Annotated in this window: 15 protein-coding genes; 9 read left to right on the forward strand and 6 right to left on the reverse strand. The window is 67.8% G+C overall.

The window, feature by feature from the left end; translation table 11 throughout:
- Nucleotides 1-18 precede the first annotated feature (18 nt).
- The 7 genes from AB0M15_RS00555 (at nt 19) to AB0M15_RS00585 (ending at nt 5,531) form a co-directional block, all read left to right on the forward strand.
- Nucleotides 19-1,659, forward strand: a complete 1,641-nt coding sequence (locus AB0M15_RS00555; protein WP_363812451.1) for an alkaline phosphatase family protein — start codon at nt 19-21, stop codon at nt 1,657-1,659.
- A gap of 90 nt (nt 1,660-1,749) precedes the next feature.
- A complete protein-coding gene (locus AB0M15_RS00560) occupies nt 1,750-2,256 on the forward strand; it encodes a hypothetical protein (protein ID WP_363812453.1) in 507 nt (168 codons plus the stop codon).
- Between the two features lie 85 nt (nt 2,257-2,341).
- The gene (locus AB0M15_RS00565) at nt 2,342-2,695 is read left to right on the forward strand and encodes a YciI family protein (protein WP_363812455.1); all 354 of its coding nucleotides are present in this window, start codon (nt 2,342-2,344) and stop codon (nt 2,693-2,695) included.
- Nucleotides 2,692-3,549, forward strand: a complete 858-nt coding sequence (locus AB0M15_RS00570) for a tetratricopeptide repeat protein (RefSeq protein ID WP_363812457.1) — start codon at nt 2,692-2,694, stop codon at nt 3,547-3,549. The genes AB0M15_RS00565 and AB0M15_RS00570 overlap by 4 nt, the downstream gene beginning before the upstream one ends.
- Before the next feature lie 146 nt (nt 3,550-3,695).
- Nucleotides 3,696-4,379, forward strand: a complete 684-nt coding sequence (locus tag AB0M15_RS00575) for a PadR family transcriptional regulator (protein WP_363812459.1) — start codon at nt 3,696-3,698, stop codon at nt 4,377-4,379.
- Nucleotides 4,376-4,777: a DUF1707 domain-containing protein gene (locus AB0M15_RS00580; RefSeq protein ID WP_363812461.1), complete on the forward strand. Its 402-nt coding sequence runs from the start codon at nt 4,376-4,378 to the stop codon at nt 4,775-4,777. Before AB0M15_RS00575 ends, AB0M15_RS00580 begins: the two co-directional genes overlap by 4 nt.
- A gap of 25 nt (nt 4,778-4,802) precedes the next feature.
- On the forward strand, nt 4,803-5,531 hold the full coding sequence (locus AB0M15_RS00585) for a DUF2993 domain-containing protein (RefSeq protein WP_363812463.1): 729 nt from the start codon (nt 4,803-4,805) through the stop codon (nt 5,529-5,531).
- Between the two features lie 18 nt (nt 5,532-5,549).
- Here AB0M15_RS00585 and AB0M15_RS00590 read toward each other — a convergent pair whose 3' ends face one another.
- A complete protein-coding gene (locus tag AB0M15_RS00590; protein WP_363812465.1) occupies nt 5,550-6,485 on the reverse strand; it encodes an alpha/beta hydrolase in 936 nt (311 codons plus the stop codon).
- Between the two features lie 78 nt (nt 6,486-6,563).
- On the opposite strand from AB0M15_RS00590, the gene AB0M15_RS00595 reads away from it, so the two are divergent.
- A complete protein-coding gene (locus AB0M15_RS00595) occupies nt 6,564-9,314 on the forward strand; it encodes an AAA family ATPase (protein ID WP_363812467.1) in 2,751 nt (916 codons plus the stop codon).
- Nucleotides 9,315-9,360: 46 nt separating this feature from the next.
- Nucleotides 9,361-9,639 carry a hypothetical protein gene (locus AB0M15_RS00600; protein WP_363812468.1) on the forward strand — a complete coding sequence of 93 codons (279 nt, stop codon included), beginning with the start codon at nt 9,361-9,363 and terminating at the stop codon, nt 9,637-9,639.
- Between the two features lie 5 nt (nt 9,640-9,644).
- Here the strand turns inward: AB0M15_RS00600 and AB0M15_RS00605 are convergent, their stop codons facing one another.
- The 5 genes from AB0M15_RS00605 to AB0M15_RS00625 all read right to left on the reverse strand — a co-directional run bounded on the left by AB0M15_RS00605 (nt 9,645) and on the right by AB0M15_RS00625 (nt 18,185).
- Complete coding sequence (locus AB0M15_RS00605; protein WP_363812470.1) at nt 9,645-10,652, reverse strand: DUF2278 family protein; 1,008 nt, start codon at nt 10,650-10,652, stop codon at nt 9,645-9,647.
- A gap of 27 nt (nt 10,653-10,679) precedes the next feature.
- Nucleotides 10,680-11,429, reverse strand: a complete 750-nt coding sequence (locus AB0M15_RS00610) for an SDR family oxidoreductase (RefSeq protein ID WP_363812471.1) — start codon at nt 11,427-11,429, stop codon at nt 10,680-10,682.
- Between the two features lie 1,021 nt (nt 11,430-12,450).
- Nucleotides 12,451-16,056: a CARDB domain-containing protein gene (locus AB0M15_RS00615; RefSeq protein ID WP_363812473.1), complete on the reverse strand. Its 3,606-nt coding sequence runs from the start codon at nt 16,054-16,056 to the stop codon at nt 12,451-12,453.
- A 146-nt stretch (nt 16,057-16,202) separates the two neighbouring features.
- The gene (locus AB0M15_RS00620; protein ID WP_363812474.1) at nt 16,203-17,198 is read right to left on the reverse strand and encodes a hypothetical protein; all 996 of its coding nucleotides are present in this window, start codon (nt 17,196-17,198) and stop codon (nt 16,203-16,205) included.
- A gap of 159 nt (nt 17,199-17,357) precedes the next feature.
- Nucleotides 17,358-18,185 carry an SAM-dependent methyltransferase gene (locus AB0M15_RS00625; RefSeq protein WP_363812476.1) on the reverse strand — a complete coding sequence of 276 codons (828 nt, stop codon included), beginning with the start codon at nt 18,183-18,185 and terminating at the stop codon, nt 17,358-17,360.
- Between the last annotated feature and the right edge of the window lie 86 nt (nt 18,186-18,271).

Raw genomic sequence — 18,271 nt, forward strand, 5'->3', positions numbered from 1 at the left:
ATGTGCAAGGAGGCAGTTGTGGTCCTCAAGCCCCGTACCTGGAGCAAACGAACCCGAGCGGCGGCGATCACCGGCGTCGCCGGGGTCGGCGTGCTGGCGCTGGTCGCCGCGGCCGGTCCCGCCTGGGCCGGCGACGGCTGGTGGCACCACGGCGGCGGCCATCCCAAGCCGCCGGTGACCGCGAGCACCCCGATCAAGCACCTGGTCGTCATCTTCGACGAGAACATCTCGTTCGACCACTACTTCGGCACGTACCCGAACGCCGCCAACACCGACGGCACCAAGTTCCAGGCCGCCCGCCACACGCCGCGGGTCAACGGCCTGACGCCGACGCTGCTCAAGCACAACCCGAACCAGTACGACCCGAGCCGGCTGAGCCACGAGCAGGCGCTGACCTGCGACCAGAACCACGGGTACGGCGCGGAGCAGAAGGCGTACGACGGCGGTAAGGCCGACAAGTTCGTCGAGTACACCGAGACCGACAAGTGCACCGGCCAGCCGATCCTGTACGGCGCGCCCGGACTCGTCATGGACTACTACGACGGCAACACGGTGGCCGGGCTGTGGAACTACGCCCAGCACTACGCGATGAGCGACAACTCGTACAGCAGCACCTTCGGCCCCTCGTCGCCCGGTGCGGTCAACCTGATCTCCGGCCAGACCCACGGGATCTACGCCGTCGACTCGGTCACCGGCAAGAAGGTCACCGACGCCTACACCGTCGCGTCGCCGGACGCGAACGGCGTCGGCACGATGATCAACGACCCGGATCCGGCGTACGACGACTGCTCGGACAACAACCACACGTCGAAGAACGCGCTCGGCGTGATGACCGGCAAGAACGTCGGCGACCTGCTCAACAAGCAGGGCACCACCTGGGGCTGGTTCCAGGGCGGCTTCCGGCCGACCAGTACTGCGAGCGGGTACTCCGTCTGCGGCGCCACCCACCAGAATGTCGGCGGCAACACGGTGGTCGACTACAGCCCGCACCACAACCCGTTCTCGTACTACAAGTCGACCAGCAACCCGAAGCACCTGCCGCCGACCTCGGTCGCCAAGATCGGGTACACCGACCAGGCCAACCACAACTACGACCTGACCGACTTCTCCGCCGCCGCGAAGGCGGGCAACCTGCCGGCGGTCAGCTTCCTCAAGGCCGGCGAGTACCAGGACGGTCACGCCGGCTACTCCGACCCGCTGGACGAGCAGCAGTTCCTGGTCAACACGATCAACGAGGTACAGAAGTCCAAGGACTGGGCCTCCACCGCGGTCGTCGTCGCGTATGACGACTCCGACGGCTGGTACGACCACGTGACGCCGCCGCTCCGCAACGGTTCCGCGGACCCGGCCAACGACCAGGCGGCACTGTGTGGCGGCAAACCGGCCGCCGGTGGGTACGCCGACCGCTGTGGCTTCGGTCCGCGCCAGCCGCTGCTGGTGATCAGCCCGTACAGCAAGACCAACTACGTCGACCACAGCCGGACCGACCAGACCTCGATCCTCAAGTTCATCGAGGACAACTGGCGGACCGGAACCATCGGCGACTCCTCGTACGACGCCCGGGCCGGCTCGCTGACCGGCATGCTGGACTTCCACCACCGCCCGGATGCCCGGCCGGTACTGCTCAACCCGACCACTGGGGCAGTGGCCAAGCACTGACACTGACACGCAGGACTCGGGGCCGGGCGATTCGTCGTCCGGCCCCGAGGTCTTGTCAGGCCACGGCCGGGGGTTCGGGAAGATAGGCGCATGAACGAGGATGAGGCCTTTCTGGCCGAGCAGGCGGAAGCCGATGCCGAACGCGTCCGGCAGGAGGTCGAGAGTGCCGCCGCCGACCCGGCGGCCCAGGAGGAATGGATCCGGCAGTCCAACCTGGTCTACGGCGGGCTGGCGGCCGCCGGGCTGGTGGTGGTGCAGCCGTTCCTGAGCGAGGACCGGCTCGACCTGGCGGCGACGGTGTGCGTCGTCGCGTTTGCCGTCTCGATACCGCTGCTCGCCGCGCTGCTGGTGCTGAACCGGCAGGAGTCCTTCCGCCGCCGGACGAGCAAGTCAGCAGTCGTCGGGGTGGCGAAGGCGGTGGCCCAGGCGTCGGCGTTCGTCGGCATCACGGCGGCCTTCTGGCATATCTCCCTGGTGGCGGGAATCGTGTTCCTGGCGATGGGGTTCGTGGCGGTGGGGGTGCACTCCTCGGGATACGTTCAGCTCGAGTACGACTCGAGCTTCCGCTCGAGATTCCGCCGCGGCCGATCGTCGTGAAACTAGTTTCTGGAGCGGTGTCGGATCGGCGCACGGCCGTTCGTGGAGATGGTGTGGGCAGCCGTTGCCCCGAGAGGAGACGACGATGAGTCAGTACCTGATCAGCTTCAACGACGAGTGGGTGCCCGAGCACACGCCGGAGCAGATCCGTGCGAAGTCCACCGCGGTGCGACCCGTGATCGACGACATGCAGGCGCAAGGCGTCTTCGTCTTCAGCAACGGCGCTCTGGACGCTTCGACGGTGCTCTGCAGCGTCACCGCGCAGGACGGTGAGCCGGTCTTCACCGACGGACCGTACGTCGAGACCAAGGAGCACCTCGGCGGATTCTGCGTGATCGAGGTCCCCGACGACGCGGCCGCCCGGCTCTGGGCAGGACGACTCGCCGTCGCGCTCGACTGGCCACAAGAAGTCCATCGATTCCCACCGAGCTTCGAATGACCTTCGAGGCAGAAGTACGCGGGGCGTTCCGGCGGGGCGACAGCGCGGCGGTACTACGCATGGCCGCCGCTGAGGTCGAGCGCGCTCGCGCCGCCGGCGATCCCGCCGGCGAGGTCGAAGCCGTCTACGCGATGAGCCGAGTCGCCATCCGCGACGGCGACCTGCCACGAGCCCGCGAACTGGCGACCGAGGCGCTGGCGATCGCAGTACGGTCCGGTGAGAAGCGGCTCGAGGAACGCCCCCGCCACGTCCTGGCCGGCGTAACCCGCATGACCGGCGACTTCCCGCGGGCGAAGGAGCTGTACCTCGCCAACATCGACCTCAACGAGTCCCTCGGCCAACACGAGACCGCCAACTCGGAGTACCACAACCTCGCCTTCACCGAACTCAACCTCGGCAACCTCCCCCGAGCCCGAGAACTCTTCGAAGCAACCCGCAACCGAGTCTTCGAGAACCGCTACGACTCCTTCATCCCCTACATCTGCCTAGCAGCCGCCGCCCGACCGGCATCGTCGCCTACGACGATGCCGGCCTGTGACGGTCAGCGGCCGGTGATGTCGCCGAGTTTGTCGGTTGCCTGGTCGGTCAGGTTCTCGGTCGGTACGTCGATGCCGGTGGTTTCGGCTAGTTGGTCGCCGGCCGCGTTGGCATGGTCCTGGGCTTGGGTGGTGAGGTCTTCGGCGGATTGGGTGGCCTGGTCGGCTGCGCCTGTTACGTCTACGCCGGTGGTCTCGGTGATCTTGTCGGTGACGCCGCCCAGGTCTACGCCGGTGGCGTCGGTGACCTTTTCGGTGGCGGTTTGGAGGAGTTCGGAAGCCTTGTCCTTGAGGCTGTCGAAGAAGCTCATGGTGTGACCCTTCAGTCGTAGTCGGCTTGGAGGGAGTCACCGACGGTAGCAAGGCTGGGTAAGAGGTTGCTGAGAGCTGACGAACTCCTTGGGTGGCCGGTGATCGCGATATATCGTCGGATTATCGTGATGGCTCGGTGAGGAGTGGTTGGGATGACGGGTTCGGCGTTTGTCGGTGGGTGGCCCGGGTTCGGGCGGCTGGATTGTGACGGGTTCGAGCAGTTGAAGGAAGAGCTGCGCGCGGCGATGACCGGGCAGCGTGGCCGGCGTGGTGGGCAGCAGACGTTCGGTGGGCATCCGTTCGGCGGGCAGAACCCGTGGGGGATGTTCGGCGGGCCGCAGTGGGGCGGCGGGCCGCGTGGGTTCAGCCGGGGTCCGAAGGCTCGGCGAGGCGACGTACGGGCGGCGATTCTCGCCGTACTGGCGGAGCAGCCGATGAATGGTTACCAGATCATTCAGGAGGTCGCCGAGCGCAGTGGTGGGGTCTGGAAGCCCAGCCCTGGTTCGATTTATCCGACCTTGCAGCAGCTCGAGGACGAGGGGCTGGTGACGGCCGACGCGGCGACCGGGCGGCGGACGTTCACGCTGACCGACGAGGGTCGCACGTACGTCGCCGAGCACGCCGACGAGGTCTCGGCTCCGTGGGAGGCGATGTCGGCGCAGGACGAGGACGAGAACGGGCTGAAGCCGATCCTCGGGCAGGTCGCGACCGCGATGTGGCAGATCATGGCGGCCGGCTCGACCGAGCAGCAGGCGAAGGCGCGGGACGCGTTGATCACCTTGCGCCGCACGCTCTACTCCATCCTCGCGGATGACGACGACAGCGACCGGTCATGAGCGGATACCTCCCCGCCAGAGGTTCGCTCCGCATCGGTGACGCCGAGCGCGACAGGGCGGTCGAGCAGTTGAGCGATCACTTCGTCGCCGGCCGGCTGACGCAAGAGGAGTTCGAGGAGCGCAGCGACCAGGCGACCAAGGCCCGGTACGCCGACGAGGTCGAGCTCCTCTTCGCCGACCTCCCAGAGCTGGAGTCGGCCCATCCGGGCCGGCCGAGACGCAGCCGGCCGGGGCCGCCGTCCCCGCTGATGTTCGTCATCCCGGTCCTCATGATCGGCCTGGTCGCCTCAGCGGTCGTACTGGCAGCACCGTGGTTGCTCTGGATGCTGTTCTGGGTCGCGATGTTCAGCGGACCGGCGCGGCATCATCGCTGGCACCAGGGCGGCCGACGGGGTTAGGACCCGGACACTAGGCTCTGCCTGCATGAGCTCCAGAAGACCACGCCGGGTACTCCGCGCGCTGATCGTCGTCCTGTTGATCCTCGCCGGCCTCGCCGTCGCCGCCGACCGGATCGGTGAGTCGCTCGCCGAGGGCCAGCTGGCCAAGTCGGCGGCCGACGAGGCAGCGAAGTACGACGTCACCGCGGCCGAGACCAAGGTGGAGATCGGGGGCTTCGGCTTCCTGCCGCAGTTGGCCAGGAGCAAGTTCGACCAGGTCACGATGACTATGCGCGAGCCGGAGATCGAGAAGATCGCGGCCGAGGATCTGACCGTGGACATGCACGGCATCCACGTACCTCGCGAAGCGCTGACCGGCGACCGGAGCGCCGCCGTCACGGTGGACAGGGCCGACGTCAAGCTGCGCCTGTCCCCATCGGCCCTCGCGAAGCTCACCGCGAACACCAGGGGTATCGACAAGCTCACTCTGCAAACCGTCAGCGGCAACCTGGTGGCCAAGGCGACCATTCAGGGCATGAACGTCTCCGCCACGGTACGGCCCGAGGCACGCAACGGCCGGATCGGACTGGTCGTCGACGAGAGCACCCTGCAAGGCATCCCCCAGCAACTCCGCGGCACGGTCGGCGCGATCCTGTCGCGCGGCATCGTCGTACCGGAGCTGCCGTTCAAGGCCACTCTTCAGCAGGTGGCCATCGAAGGCCAGTCCATCGTCCTGACCGCCGCAGCCACGAACCTCCAGCTCTCCGGAGCCTGAACGCTCTCCCAGCAGCGCTCAGGCGCTGCGGGCCGCGAGCGCGTTCACTGCGGTGGTGATCTCGGCCGGGTTGGAGATCAGCGTCAGGTGGTTGGCGTCCGGGATGAGCGTCGGCGCAGGCGCACCGATCCGCTCGGCCGTCTCGACAGCGTTGCCGCCGTTGGTATCCCGTGCACCGAAAACCACCGAAGTAGGAACCGGTACCTCGCGCAGCCCCGCCAACCGATCAGCCGGTACTGAGGGAATCCCGTGCGCCGTCATCTGCCAGACGGCCTTCTCGGCACCCGGTTGACGGAACGGCCGGACCCACTGCTCGACGTCCATCGGCGGACATGACGGCCCACACGTCGACTTGTAGATCCGCCTGAGCAGCCAGTCGGACCCCAGCACCATCCGGAACAACGTCGTCCGGTACGGCGGCACGATCACGCCCGTCGGCGGCGCACCACCCGGAAGCGGCAGCCCGTCGCCGTCGAGGAACATCAGCCCGCCGATCCGCCCCGGCTGCTCCAGCGTCGCCTCGGCCGCGATCCCCGCGCCGAGCGAGTGCCCGACCAGCACCGGGCGTGGTTGCCCAGGGCCCCCAAGATGCATCGCATCCAGGAAACCGAGCAGCTGCCCGGCGAGATGCTCGACCGTGTACGGCGCCTTGCGCTCGCTGTACCCGTAGCCCGTGATGTCGTACGCGTAGACCCGATGCGTCTTGGCCAGCAACGGCACCAGCCGCGACCAGGTGTCGACCGACTCCACCGAGCCGTGCACGAGTACCACCGGAGTACCGGTCGTGCCCCAGCTGTCGTAGCGGGTGTTGACGTCACCGGCCTGCACGAACTTCAGCCCTTCCGGCGCCGGCTCCGTGCCGCCGGTGAAGGCGTTGTACGTCAGCGACCCGACCGTGACGACCAGCAGGAATACGACGATGACGATGAGAGCCCGCCGCAGGAACCGTTTCACCGCGTAAGTCTGACCGACCACACAAGCGACGGTTCACTGGGCTTCCCGAAGTACCGAGGGTTGGGCGATGCTGAGCGAATGGGGATTGTGGGACGGGGGCGGGAGCTCGGGGCGTTGCGCGGGTGGCTCGATGACGCGCGCGGCGGCCGAGGGCGGCTGGTGGTGTGCGGGGGCGAGGCGGGGATCGGGAAGACCCGGTTGGCGCAGGAGTTCGCCGGGGTGGCACTAGCGGCCGGTACCGCTGTTGCCTGGGGGCGCTGCGTCGAGGGCGAGGGCGCGCCGGCGTACTGGCCGTGGCGGCAGGTACTGCGCGGGTTGAAGGTCGATGCCGACCAGGTGCTCGCGGGAGAGGCGGGTGACCGGTTCCGCCTGTTCGAGGCGGTCTCTGAGGCCATAGCGCAGGCAGCGGAGGCGCAGGGGCTGGTGATCCTGCTGGACGACGTTCACCGCGCTGATGAGCCCTCCCTGCTGGTACTGCGGCATCTCGCGGCCCAGCTGAGCGACATGCCGGTACTAGTGCTCGCCACCCATCGACTAGGCGAGCCGGGGAGCGCACGCGTGCTCGCCGAGCTGCCTGCCGAGCGACTGGAGCTCCGGGGGCTCGATCTCGCAGCCGTCCGGGAGCAACTCCCCATGGCGTCGACGGGGCAGGCTGAGCAGGTCTTCCAGGTCACCGGCGGCAACCCGCTGTTCGTCACCGAGGTAGGACGGGCGATCGCGGACCGCTCGTGGCAGCCGGACAGGCCGCCTCGGACGGTGCTCGACATCGTTGCGGGCCGGCTCGACCGGGTCAGTGGTGACTGCCGGCGGATGGTGCAGACGGCGGCGATCGTCGGCCGCGACTTCCAGCTGACGACAGTTGCCGCCGTATTGGGCTTCACCGTTGAAGACTGCTTGCCGCTCACCGACGAGGCCATCGCCTTCGGATTCCTGGTTCAGCCGGGACGGTTCAGCCATGCGCTGACCCGCGACGCGGTGGCGGCTTCGCTCGGTACCGCCGAACGGGCCGCTCTCCATCGCGGGATCGCGGAGGCGTTGGAACGGCAGCATGCGGGCGATCTGAGTGAGCATCTGGTCGAGATCGCCCGGCATCGGGCGCACTTGGCGCAGTACGGGGAAGGTGCGATCGCGCAGTACTGGTTGACTCTGGCTGCCGACGAGGCGGTCCGGCGGCTGGCGTACGAGGAGGGCGTGCGGCTCTACCAGGCCGCCTGGGAGATCGCGCCCATGGAGTCCGCCAAACGTTGCCAACGGCAAGTAGTACTCGGCCGTGCGGCCCGGCTGGCCGGGGATCTGCAGACCTGTGTGGCGGCGGCGACCGAGGCCGCGGCGGCCGCCCTGGATGATGAGCAGCGGGCCGAGGCGGCGCTCGTTCTCGAGGCCGTCCCCGATCCCGGGATCAACACCGTCGCCAAGCGCCTGTGCGAGGAAGCGATGGCCGGTCAGGTGGGCGAGGCGACCAGGGCGAGGCTGCTGGCCCAGCGCAGCCACCTCGCCTTCTACGACGGCGAGCAGGACCGCACGGACGAACTCAGCCGAGCAGCCCTCGACCTAGCCCGCCAGGCAACCGCCAACCAGCCGACTGTCGGCCAAGCGCTCGACAGCCAAGCACTCGCCGAGCAGGCGCTCGCTGATGCGCTGCATGCTCGGCAGGAGTCCTGTCCAGGCCCAGCCGGTCGCGCCGAGAGGTTGCTTTTGGCAACAGAAATGCTCGAGCTCGCACAGCGAACCGGCAAGCCTCGCTCGGCCATGTGGGGTGAGCTCTGGCGGCTCGACGCCCTGATCGAGAGTGGTCGACTGGCGGCTGCGGCGGAGGAGTTGCCTGCGCTGGAGGTCGCGGTCGAGCGAGTAGGCGGCCCAGTCAGCGCATGGCACCATGATCGCGTCGCTGCCTGCGTGGCCCAGGCTCGTGGGCGCTACGACGAGGCTGCCGCGATCGCCCGCCGCGGGTTCGAGCGGATGCGGGTGATCGAGAAGGCACCCGCCACCGGCGCGTACTTCGCCCTGCTTGCTGCTCTGGCCGGTCACGTCGGAGTCAGCCCCGAGGTCGCCAGGCAGGCGTTCGACCCGCCGCCTCGGTTCGCGACGATGGCTCACTTGTCGCGTGCGTACCTCCAGACCTGTGCAGGACTCACGAGCGAGGCGGCCGCGTCGTACCGGCAGGCTGGTCCGCTCGATACCTGGTCTCTGCCCGTCTTCTTCACCTTGCCCGGGTATGTGTACGCCGCTCTCGCCTGCGCCGGCATCGGCCGGTACGACGACCTCGCGGAACTCCTGCGCCGGCTCGAACCGTTCCGGGGTGAGCACGCGGTCGGCAACGGCGTCGCGTATCTGGGTCCTGTCGAGCTGACGCTCGGTCGCGGCGCCGCAGTACTCGGGCGACTGGACGATGCCGTCGACGACCTGACCGCCGCAGTCCACCAGGCTGGTTGCGCGGGTGCGCCGGGGTTCGTCGCGGAAGCGCAGTACCACCTCGCCCGGACCCTTCTCGAGCGCAACCGCCCTGGCGACCGGGCCGACGCCGAATCCCACTCGCGGGACGCGGCACGACTCATCAACTCGCTCGGGATGACGGCGTACATCGCGGACGAGCCGGTGCTGAGCACCCGGGAGACCGAGGTGGCAGCGCTCGTCGCCGAGGGCCTCACGAACCGGCAGATCGCGACCCGGCTGGTGCTGTCCGAGCGGACCGCGCAGAACCACGTCCAGCACATCCTCACCAAACTCGGTTTCACCACCCGCAGCCAGATCGCCACCTGGGCGACCCGCGGGCAGTTGAGTACCGCGATGAGTGATTCGGCGGATTCGCGCCGGCCGGCCGGCTCCTAGCGTGATTCGTGTGGCCGCAACGGCCACCCGAACAGAGGAGCAAGCCATGCAGTGGATCGCGATCGCCACCCCGCCGTTCGCCTCGATCGACCAGTTCGACAAGGTGATGGAGAACATCGGTACCGAACCCGAAGGCCTCCAGGCCCGGTACGTCGGAACCGCCGCCGACGGCCTGCGTGTCGTCACCCTGTGGGAGTCCAAGGACGCCGCCGACCGCTTCTTCGCCGACCGTCTCGGCCCGGCCCTCGCCAAGGCGCTCGGCCCCGAGCCGGCCGGTCAGCCCGCCGTGGTCGGGGTCGACGTCGCCCGCAGCTACACCCGCTGAAGCTCTCAGAAGACGAGCGAGAAACCCTCCTCCGCCACCTGCTCCTTCGTGTAGGAGATGCCGTCGACCTTGAGGCCGTTCGGGTCGAGGAGGGTCAGGGTGCCGCCTCGGTTGCCGAGCTGGACGGGTGCCCGCAGAGCGATCCGCAGAGCATCGCCGGCCGGCAACTCCTGAGCCGCGAGCTGCATCCGTTGGCCGAGTCGATCGACGAGGAACCAGCTGCCGAGGTCGATCGGCGCCGCACCTGGGTTGATCAGAGTGACCGACTCTGGCTCGGGTGCCGGGCCGATCGGGTTGACCAGCGCGGCGATGATGCGGAGCGAGCGATGCGGGTCGGCCGGGCCCGGAATCGGTCCCGGCTCACCCGGCAGCGCATGGCCGGTGGTGTCGTCGGTGTGCCAGGTCTGGCTCTGGAAGGCGAGGAAGATCGCCACCCACTGATCCGCGAACTGGAACAGCAGCCCACCGTCCTGCCACACCCCGTCGTCCTTCGTGAACGACCCGTTGTTGCCTTGATTCATGTGGATGTCGTGCACGCCGTTGCCCGGCGAGAAGCCGAAGATCTTGTCCGGTACGCCGCCCTCCGGCCCCCAGCGCTCACCGATCGCATAGATCCGGGCCCCCGGATCGGCGAGCGCGCGGGCGGTGAAGAACTCCAGCCGGTCGGCGAGATCGTTGTCCGGTCCGGGCACTGTCGCCGGCATCGGCCGCAGCTGCGACCGGTCGAACAGGTTGCCCCGGATGTAGTCGAGCGCCGCTCCCCCGCCGACGCTGTCCAGATCGGTGAAGCCATCCGGAACGGTCCGCAATGAATCCAGCACCGGATGCTGGAAGTCCTCCACCGCCAGGTAGAGCAGCTCCGACGGCGACTGCTGCGACAACACATTCACCGCCACCCGGTACTCCGTACCGCCGCCCCGCACATGCACCTGGAAATGCGGCGAGTCCACCCCACCCTCGGCCCGCCGCCCGATCACGGTCCCCACCAGTACGCCGTAACGCTTGAGCGTCATCGTCACCCTCCCCCACGCAAAGCGGGTTCAGTCGGTGAACCCGTTGGAGAAAAGCATCGCCGTAGTACCGGCGTCGACAAACAGCTCAACCCCGGTAATCGCCCGCGCCTCCGCCGACAACAGGAAGGCGACGGCATTCCCGATGTCGATCGCCTCCACCGCATCCGGCAACATCTGCTGCTTGGCGACGAACTCATCCAGCACGTGCTCGTTCCCCCGGACCTCGACCGCCCCCGGATGCACGATGTTGCACCGAATCCCGCGCCGCCCGTAGTCCCGCGCGATCCCCCGACTCAACGCAGCCAACGCGGCCTTGGTCCCCGCATACAGCGTGAACGTCTCAGCCGCCCCCGCCGCATGCACCGACCCGATATTGACGATGCTCCCGCCACCGTTCTCCACCATCACCGGCACAACTTCCCTGATACAGGTCCAAGGCCCCCGGTAGTTGATCCCATTAACCCGATCAAACTCCTCTGGAGTCGCCTCGGCTCCATCCTTCCGCAGCCCCACCCCAGCGCTGTTCACCAACCCGTCAACAGTCCCGAACTCAGCAACCGTCGCCGCCACAACCGCCCGAACCGACTCAGCATCAGTCACGTCGAGCTCCATCGCCAAGGCCTTCCCACCCGCACCCCGCAACTCCTCAGCAACAGCCTCAGCCGCCGCCAACTCCTGATCAGCAACCACCACAGTCCACCCCTTGGCCGACAACGCCCGGCAGATCCCGTTCCCGATCCGCGGCCCACCCCCGCCCGTGACGATGCAGACACTCATCCCAGTACTCCCCTTCCACCGATGCTCCCCGTCATCCTGCCCGAGGGGTCCGTTGGTGCTGTGGATTGCGGGGTGGTCTGGTTGCGTGGTTGCTGCGGTAAGGACGACTGTGGTTCGCGGTCTCCGCTGCGGGAGTGTCCTAGTCGAGAGGATGCAGCTATCGGGATCCCGCGGAGGGGTCTGAGCCGACGAGGACTTCGGCAAGGTGGGTCGTGTGCCGGGGTGACGACGGCATGGCCGGCCGGGTTGAGGGGTGGCGACGGCAGGGGGGTGAATTTGGTTGCTGAGGGCAACGGGCGGATCGCCAGCACTTCACAAGCTGCCGGGAATGCGCTTGCTTGGGCGTGTCGGGGTCGTTTGCGGGGGTTGGTGAGTGGTGGCGGTCCGGGGCGGGCGATTGGGGAGGGAAATCCCTTCCGGATAAGGGTTTTCGGGAGGGTTGCACCCCGGCATCGGGGTAAATGTCTCCCGGGTCTCGGGCAGGATCCTCCCCGAACCGGTTCAGTGCGGTGATTTCGGGGTCGACTGGCGGGGTTTGGGGCCGCTGGCGTGATGCTTGACGCCAGCGGCCCGAAAACCTGCCAGTGGCCACCCCAACAGGACGCCGGCCCGGCGCTGCCCCACCCCACAGGACCAGCCGTGCTCGTCCCGGGCCGCAACACGGGTCCGCCGGGCGTTGGCGGTGTCCCCGTCGTTCATTTGTTGCCGTACTTCTCAGCGGCTCCGGGATAGCTGCGTCCTTCCCTGGTCGTGGCGGTGGGTGTCAAGGGTCGAACTTGTTCGATCCCGAAGGGACGCGAAGCGCCCTTGATACCCACCGCCACGACCAGGACACTCAAGCAGCCCGGCGACGCGATCCACAGTCACTTGGAGTGGGTAGAGCGGATGGTGGGGGCCCGGCGACGCGATCAACAGTCGCGTGGGTTGGGTAAACCGGTTGGCGGCGGACCAAGCGACGCGATCCACAGCACCGAGCCCCCGGACCCGGTGGGCAGACCGGGTCCGGGGGCCGGCGGAGGTGTTACTGGCCCGAGAAGACGAAGGTCGAGCCGGGTTCCTTGAGGATGTCGCCGTCGCGGGAGTTGGTGATGACGACGTTGGTGAGGTTGGCGTTGCCGCGGGCGCCGCCCATGGCGAGGATGCCGGAGCCGTTGTTGGACTTGTCGATCCGGACGTTGGTGATCGCGACGTTGGGCATTTCGCCGCCGCCGGTCTTGAACTGGATTCCGTCGTAGGTGGAGTCGTAGATGTCGGTGTCGCGGATGGTGACGCCGGGGATCGGCAGGTTGGACGGGAACAGGGTGATCGCGCCGAACTCCTGGTCCTCGTTCCAGAACGCGCCGCCGGTGCGGTACAGGCCGTTGTTCGCGATCAGCGTCGTGCCGGAGAACGGCAGCGGGTCGTGGTCGGTCGCGAGCATGATGCCGGGGTAGTTCATCGTGTCGTAGATCAGGTTGTTCTCGATCTTGTTGCCGTAGCCGCCGTAGATCGCGATGCCGTTGGCGCGCCAGGGCAGCTGGACGGTGTTGTTGGTGAACGAGTTGTCGTGGCCGATGTCGACCGACTGGTCCTTGACGTACTTGCTGGCCCAGACGGCCATCGAGTCGTCACCCGTGGTCCGGAACGACGAGTTGAACACCTTGGAGTTGCGCGAGCCGTTGGCGAAGTTGATGCCGTCGGCGTAGATGTCGCGGATCCGCATCCCGCTGAACTCCAGCCCGTCGGCCGGGCCCCACAGGTCGGGGATGTTGTCGTAGTCGCGGCCGACCCAGACCGCGACGTTGGCGTGCTCGATCCAGACGTTGGTGATCTTGGTGCCGGTACCGAACCGCCCGTTCAGGCCGACGCCACCCTCGGCGTTGCCGTCACCACCGCGGATCCGGCCCGACCCGAAGATCGCGATGTCCGAGATCTGCGTGAACTTGTCGATGTCGAAGCCGAAGTTGCCTTCATGCGGGTGGTTGATGCCGCCCGCATTCTGCGGCTCGATCGTGGAGTAGAGCTGCGAGTACCACATGCCCGCGCCGCGAATCGTGACGTTGCTGATCCCGACCTGGTTGTACTGACCCCGGTTCAGCGGGTCGTCGGTGAGGATCTTCTTCTCCTGCCGCCACTGGCCGGCCGGGATCCAGACGCAGCTGATCACGCCGTTCTGGTCGTCGGTGACGGCCCGCTGGATCGCGTCCGCGTCATCGATGCCGTCACCGGCGATCGCCCCGTACTGCGTGATGCTGGTGCACCCCGCCGGCTGGGACAACGTGGGTGCGACCTGCTCGAGGTCGATCATGTCGACGATGTAGAACGACGCGGTGTCACCCGAGTCGCGCTGCAACTTGAACTTCGTACCAGCCGGGTAGGACTGCGACAGCAACGCGTGCGACTCGTCGAAGAGCCGGCGTGCGTCGCCGCCAGGCGTGTTCGTCAGGGCTTCCGGTCCGTCGCTGTTGCCGTAGAGCCAGCTGTAGTGCGACGACAGGTTGAGCTTCTGCGCGAACGTGCCGTTGACGTAGAGGCTCAGCGTCGCGTCGATGCCCTGACCGTTGGCCGAGTCGGGGATCGAGTTGCGCACGACGATCGAGTTCGTCTGGTTGGTCGAGGTGAACTCGACGAACTGCCCGGTGGAGTTCAGCCGGACCGACTGCCGCCCCGACGATTCGGTGGCGAAGTTGGTGTGGCCGAAGGTACGGAGCGCATCCGCGGTGAGCAGTGTGCCGGTGTAGTTGGCGGCCTCGGCCTCGTACGAGGTGTACGGGACAGCCGCGCCACGGCCGACGACGATCGCGCGGGACAGCGAGTTGTTGGTCTCGTTGGTCTCGGCGACGGCGTTGGTCGAGTCCGCGGTCGCGGTGAGGGTCGCTCCCCCGCTGGTCGCGGTCCACGTTCCGCTGATGGCGACGTTGACGGTGGCACCGGCCGCGATTGCTCCGGTGGCGCCGGTGAGGGTCGTGCTGCCGACGGTCAGTCGCGTAGTACTGGCTGCTGCTGACGACGTACCGCGGTTGTTGACCGTGACCGTGAAGGTGACCTGGGCTCCGACGGCCGGGTTCGGCGGGTTGGAGGTGATGTTCAGGACCTGCAGGTCAGGACCAGGCGCCTGCGCAACCACGAGTTGAGTGGCTGCAGTGAAGGTGTTGTTGGTGTCGTTCTGCTCGACGACGGTGTTGGTCGGGTCGACCACCGCCGACACGCTGTACGTGCCTTCGGCGCGCGTACCGGCGTTGAAGGAGACGGTGGCCGAGGCGCCGGCGGCAAGAGCGCCCACCGGGACGGTACCGACGACAGTGCCGCCCAGGTTGAAGTTGAGCGAGCTGGCCGGGGCCGCTGCCGTGCCGATGTTCTGCACGGTCGCCGAGAGCGTGATCGGGGTCGACTCGCTGGGCGAGGCCGGGGTCCAGCTGGCCGCGGTGACGACCAGATCCGGGTTCGGGGCGGGCGTACCGATCACCTGGAGTTCGGCGACCTGACCACCGGGTGCACCGGTGTTGCTGAAGACCTGCAGCCGCAGATCCGCGACGCGACCGGCGACCGGGATCTCGACGGTGTTGCCCGAGGCCGGGCTGAAGTCGTAGTTGGCGCGCGCCTTCAAGGTGGTGAAGGTGGTGGCGCCCTGATCACGGCCGAGCACCTCGATGCTCTGCGTCCGCGGTCCCCAGGCCTGGTCCGGGTTGAGCTTGACGACGACCGAGCTGACGTCGGCGTTGGCGCCGAGCTTGACGGTCAGCGTCGACGGGAAACCGTTCGACTCCCAGTAGGTGGCGACGTTGTTGTCGTTGGCATTTGTCGCGACGAAACCGAAGACCGACGAGGACGCCTCGACCGGCTTGCCGTTGGCGAGGTTGGTACCACCGCCCTGCCCGTTGCGGCGGACGCGGTTGCTGTCGCCGGACTCGTTGCCGGCCGCGTCGCGGGCGCGGACGAAGTACTCGACCGTCGCCGTCGCGGGCTGCGACTCGGTGAAGGTGAGCACATTGCCGGCGACCGTGGTGACGGCGGCGTTGTTGCGGTAGACGGTGTAGCCGGTGACGCCGACATTGTCGGTCGACGCGGTCCAGGCGAGCCGGATCTGGCCGGAGCTCGGCTCGGTGAGCGCGAGGTTGCCCGGCACGGTCGGTGGCTGGGTGTCGCCGCCGGTGTCCGGGCCGTAGAGCTCGAACTCGGACAGCTGGCCGGCGGCCCAGCCGGTGTTGCCGGTGATGTTCAGCCGGACGTACCGGGTGGTCGCGGCGGGGAAGGTGATCGTGACGGTGTTGCTGCTCCCGGGCGCGAAGTTGTAGCCCGCGCTCGCCACCAGGTCGGAGTAGGTCGTGCCGTTGGTACTGCCCTGGACCGCCAGCGTCTGAGTGCGGGCGCCCCAGCTTGCGGGGAGTTTCAGTACGACCCGGTCGACGGCTTTCGAACTGCCGAGGTCGGCGCGGATCCATTGCGGGAAGGCGTTGTTGGTGCTCTCCCAGTACGTGTTCTGGTTGCCGTCGCCGGCGTTGCCGACCGGGTAGTCGCCCAGTGAGCTGTTGGCGGTCAGGGTCTTGGTCAGCACCGCCGTGGTGGCGGCGGAGGCTGCGGGGGCGGTCGGCACGAGGCCGATGACGATCAGGGCGGCCGCGACAAGGCCGCCGAGCATTCGTTTCATAGGTGTCCTCAGGGCGGAGGGGCGGGATCTCAAAGTTGCAGAGATTTGCAAGCTTTTTGCGAGACGGTAGCCAAAGGTTGCAGCCCTGATCTCTGTTCGTCAACGGCTCGTCACAGACAGAAAGAAAGAACAAAGAGGAGGTGGGGTTAGCGGAATACGAGATCTCCGGTCAACCGCTGCCAGCTGGCTTGGTCGGACCAGAGGGAGGTAGGTGCCAGGTATGGGCGGAGGAGCGCGGTCAGCCGGGGGTCGGCGCGGTTGCGGAGTTCGGCCGTGGCGAGGTACCGGGCGGTGCCGGCCAGGAGGTCGGCCAGCTGGATCCGGGGGTCGGTGCGGGAGTCGAGCATCGTGAGGCCGCGCAGGGGTTCCGGGTTTTGGGAGACCGTGCGCAGGAGTGCTCCGACCCGGGTTACCCGGTGTTGGGTGAGGGCGCTTTGCTCGTCGTGAAGGATCGTGATCGAGGAGCCGTCGGCCGTCCATAGCCGGGCGGTCTCGAAGAGCGCGGGGATCAACGGTTCGAGCGGCGGAGGTACCGGCGAGCGGTCGTCCTGAAGTTCGGTGAGGACGCGGAAGAGCTGCGGGCGGGCGTCGCGGAGCGGTTGCATCAGCGGGTCGAGTCGCTCGGAGCGCATGCCGTCGAGCGTCTGCAGGAAATGGGCGACCCAGGGACCGTCGATCAGGCGGTAGCGCTTGTGCCGCATCATCTCGACGAACGTGTCGAGGAAGGCGCGCCAACGCGTCGTACCGAAGACGACCGGTCCGGCGCGGTGCAGGGTCCGGGCGACCGGGCGAAGGTCGAGCGCGAGGCTGGTTCCGGCGGTGTACGTCGGGTCGCCGATCAGCAGGTCGACCAGGCGGGTGACGGTGAAGTAAGTCTTGTCGGTGAGGTGCACGGTCGCCCGGCCGTTGAGCGTGCCGAGCAACCACTCGACGGCGATCCGGTTGCGGAGCAGTTGGCCGGCTTTGTACTCCGTGGCCGAGTAGCGGTGGAATCGGGTGCGGATCAGGGCGGCGTACTCCGCCGCTGTCTCCTGGTCGAGCTGCACGCCTGCGTGGGTGATGAGTTCATGGCCGGGATCGAGCATGTTCGTTCCGGTGAATCCGGACTCGTCACAGGCGATCTCGAGCTGTCGCGACGACATAGGGCTCCCTGAGAAGGAAAAACTGCACGCTTGAAGGACCCGGCGACTAGGCAGGGTCGTCGATCACGCGGGAGAACGCGGATCAGTAAACGGCAGCAGCCTTCGCAGTAGACATGCAGCCATCATCGAGGGGCCGGCCGGCGATGGCCAGCTATTTGATCAGGGCTTGCGGGCGAGGCCGGCCATGATCAGGTGACTGGCGCCGGTCGGGGTGGCGGTCGGGGACGGCCACCATTCGCCGAGGCTGACCAGCCCCGGGTCGAGCAGTTCGAGGCCGTCGAACAGGGTGGCGATCTCGTCCGGGGTCCGGAACGTGACGGCCTTGAAGCCGATCCGCAGCTTCTCCTCCACCCCGGTGGCGAACTCCGCCCGCCGGCTCCCGTCGCGCGGGTTGCACGGATGCGTGAGCGCCAGGTACGACCCTGAGGGCAGCGCGTCCAGGTACCCGGCGACGATCTCGCGGGCGGCCTTGGCGTCACGGATGTGGTGCAGCACCAGGCACAGGATCACCGCGACGGGCCGGTCGAGCTTGAGCGCCCCGGTGATGATCGGGTTGGCCAGCACGGCGGCCGGGTCGGAAAGGTCGCCCTCGGCGAAGAAGCTGTGCCGGTCGTCGGCAAGCAGCGCCTGGCCGTGCCGGATCACCGTCGGGTCGTTGTCGAGATAGACGACCTTCGCCTTCGGGTTCACCCGGGCCGCGATCTCGTGGGTGTTGTCCGTGGTCGGCAGGCCGGAGCCGAGGTCGAGGAACTGGACCACGGCCGCCTCGCGGAGCAGCCGCTCGACCACCTCGGCGAGCCAGCGCCGGTTCGCCTGCAGCAGTTCGGGCATCTCCGGCGCGACCTTGAGCACCTGCTGGGCGAGCTGGCGATCGGTCTCGTAGTTGTCCTTGCCACCGAGCAGAAGGTCGTACACGCGGGCATCGTTCGGCCGCTGCATGTCGACGTCTGGCGCGGTTCTGCGCCGGCCGCCGGTCCCTTCGTCCATCTCCACCCGCCCGAATCCGAAAATCGCGATTACCGGAGGCTATCGCAGCAATTCGCTCTGTACACCGCCAGCACACCCTTACCCGC

Source organism: Kribbella sp. NPDC051718 (assembly GCF_040681515.1).
Lineage (GTDB): Bacteria > Actinomycetota > Actinomycetes > Propionibacteriales > Kribbellaceae > Kribbella.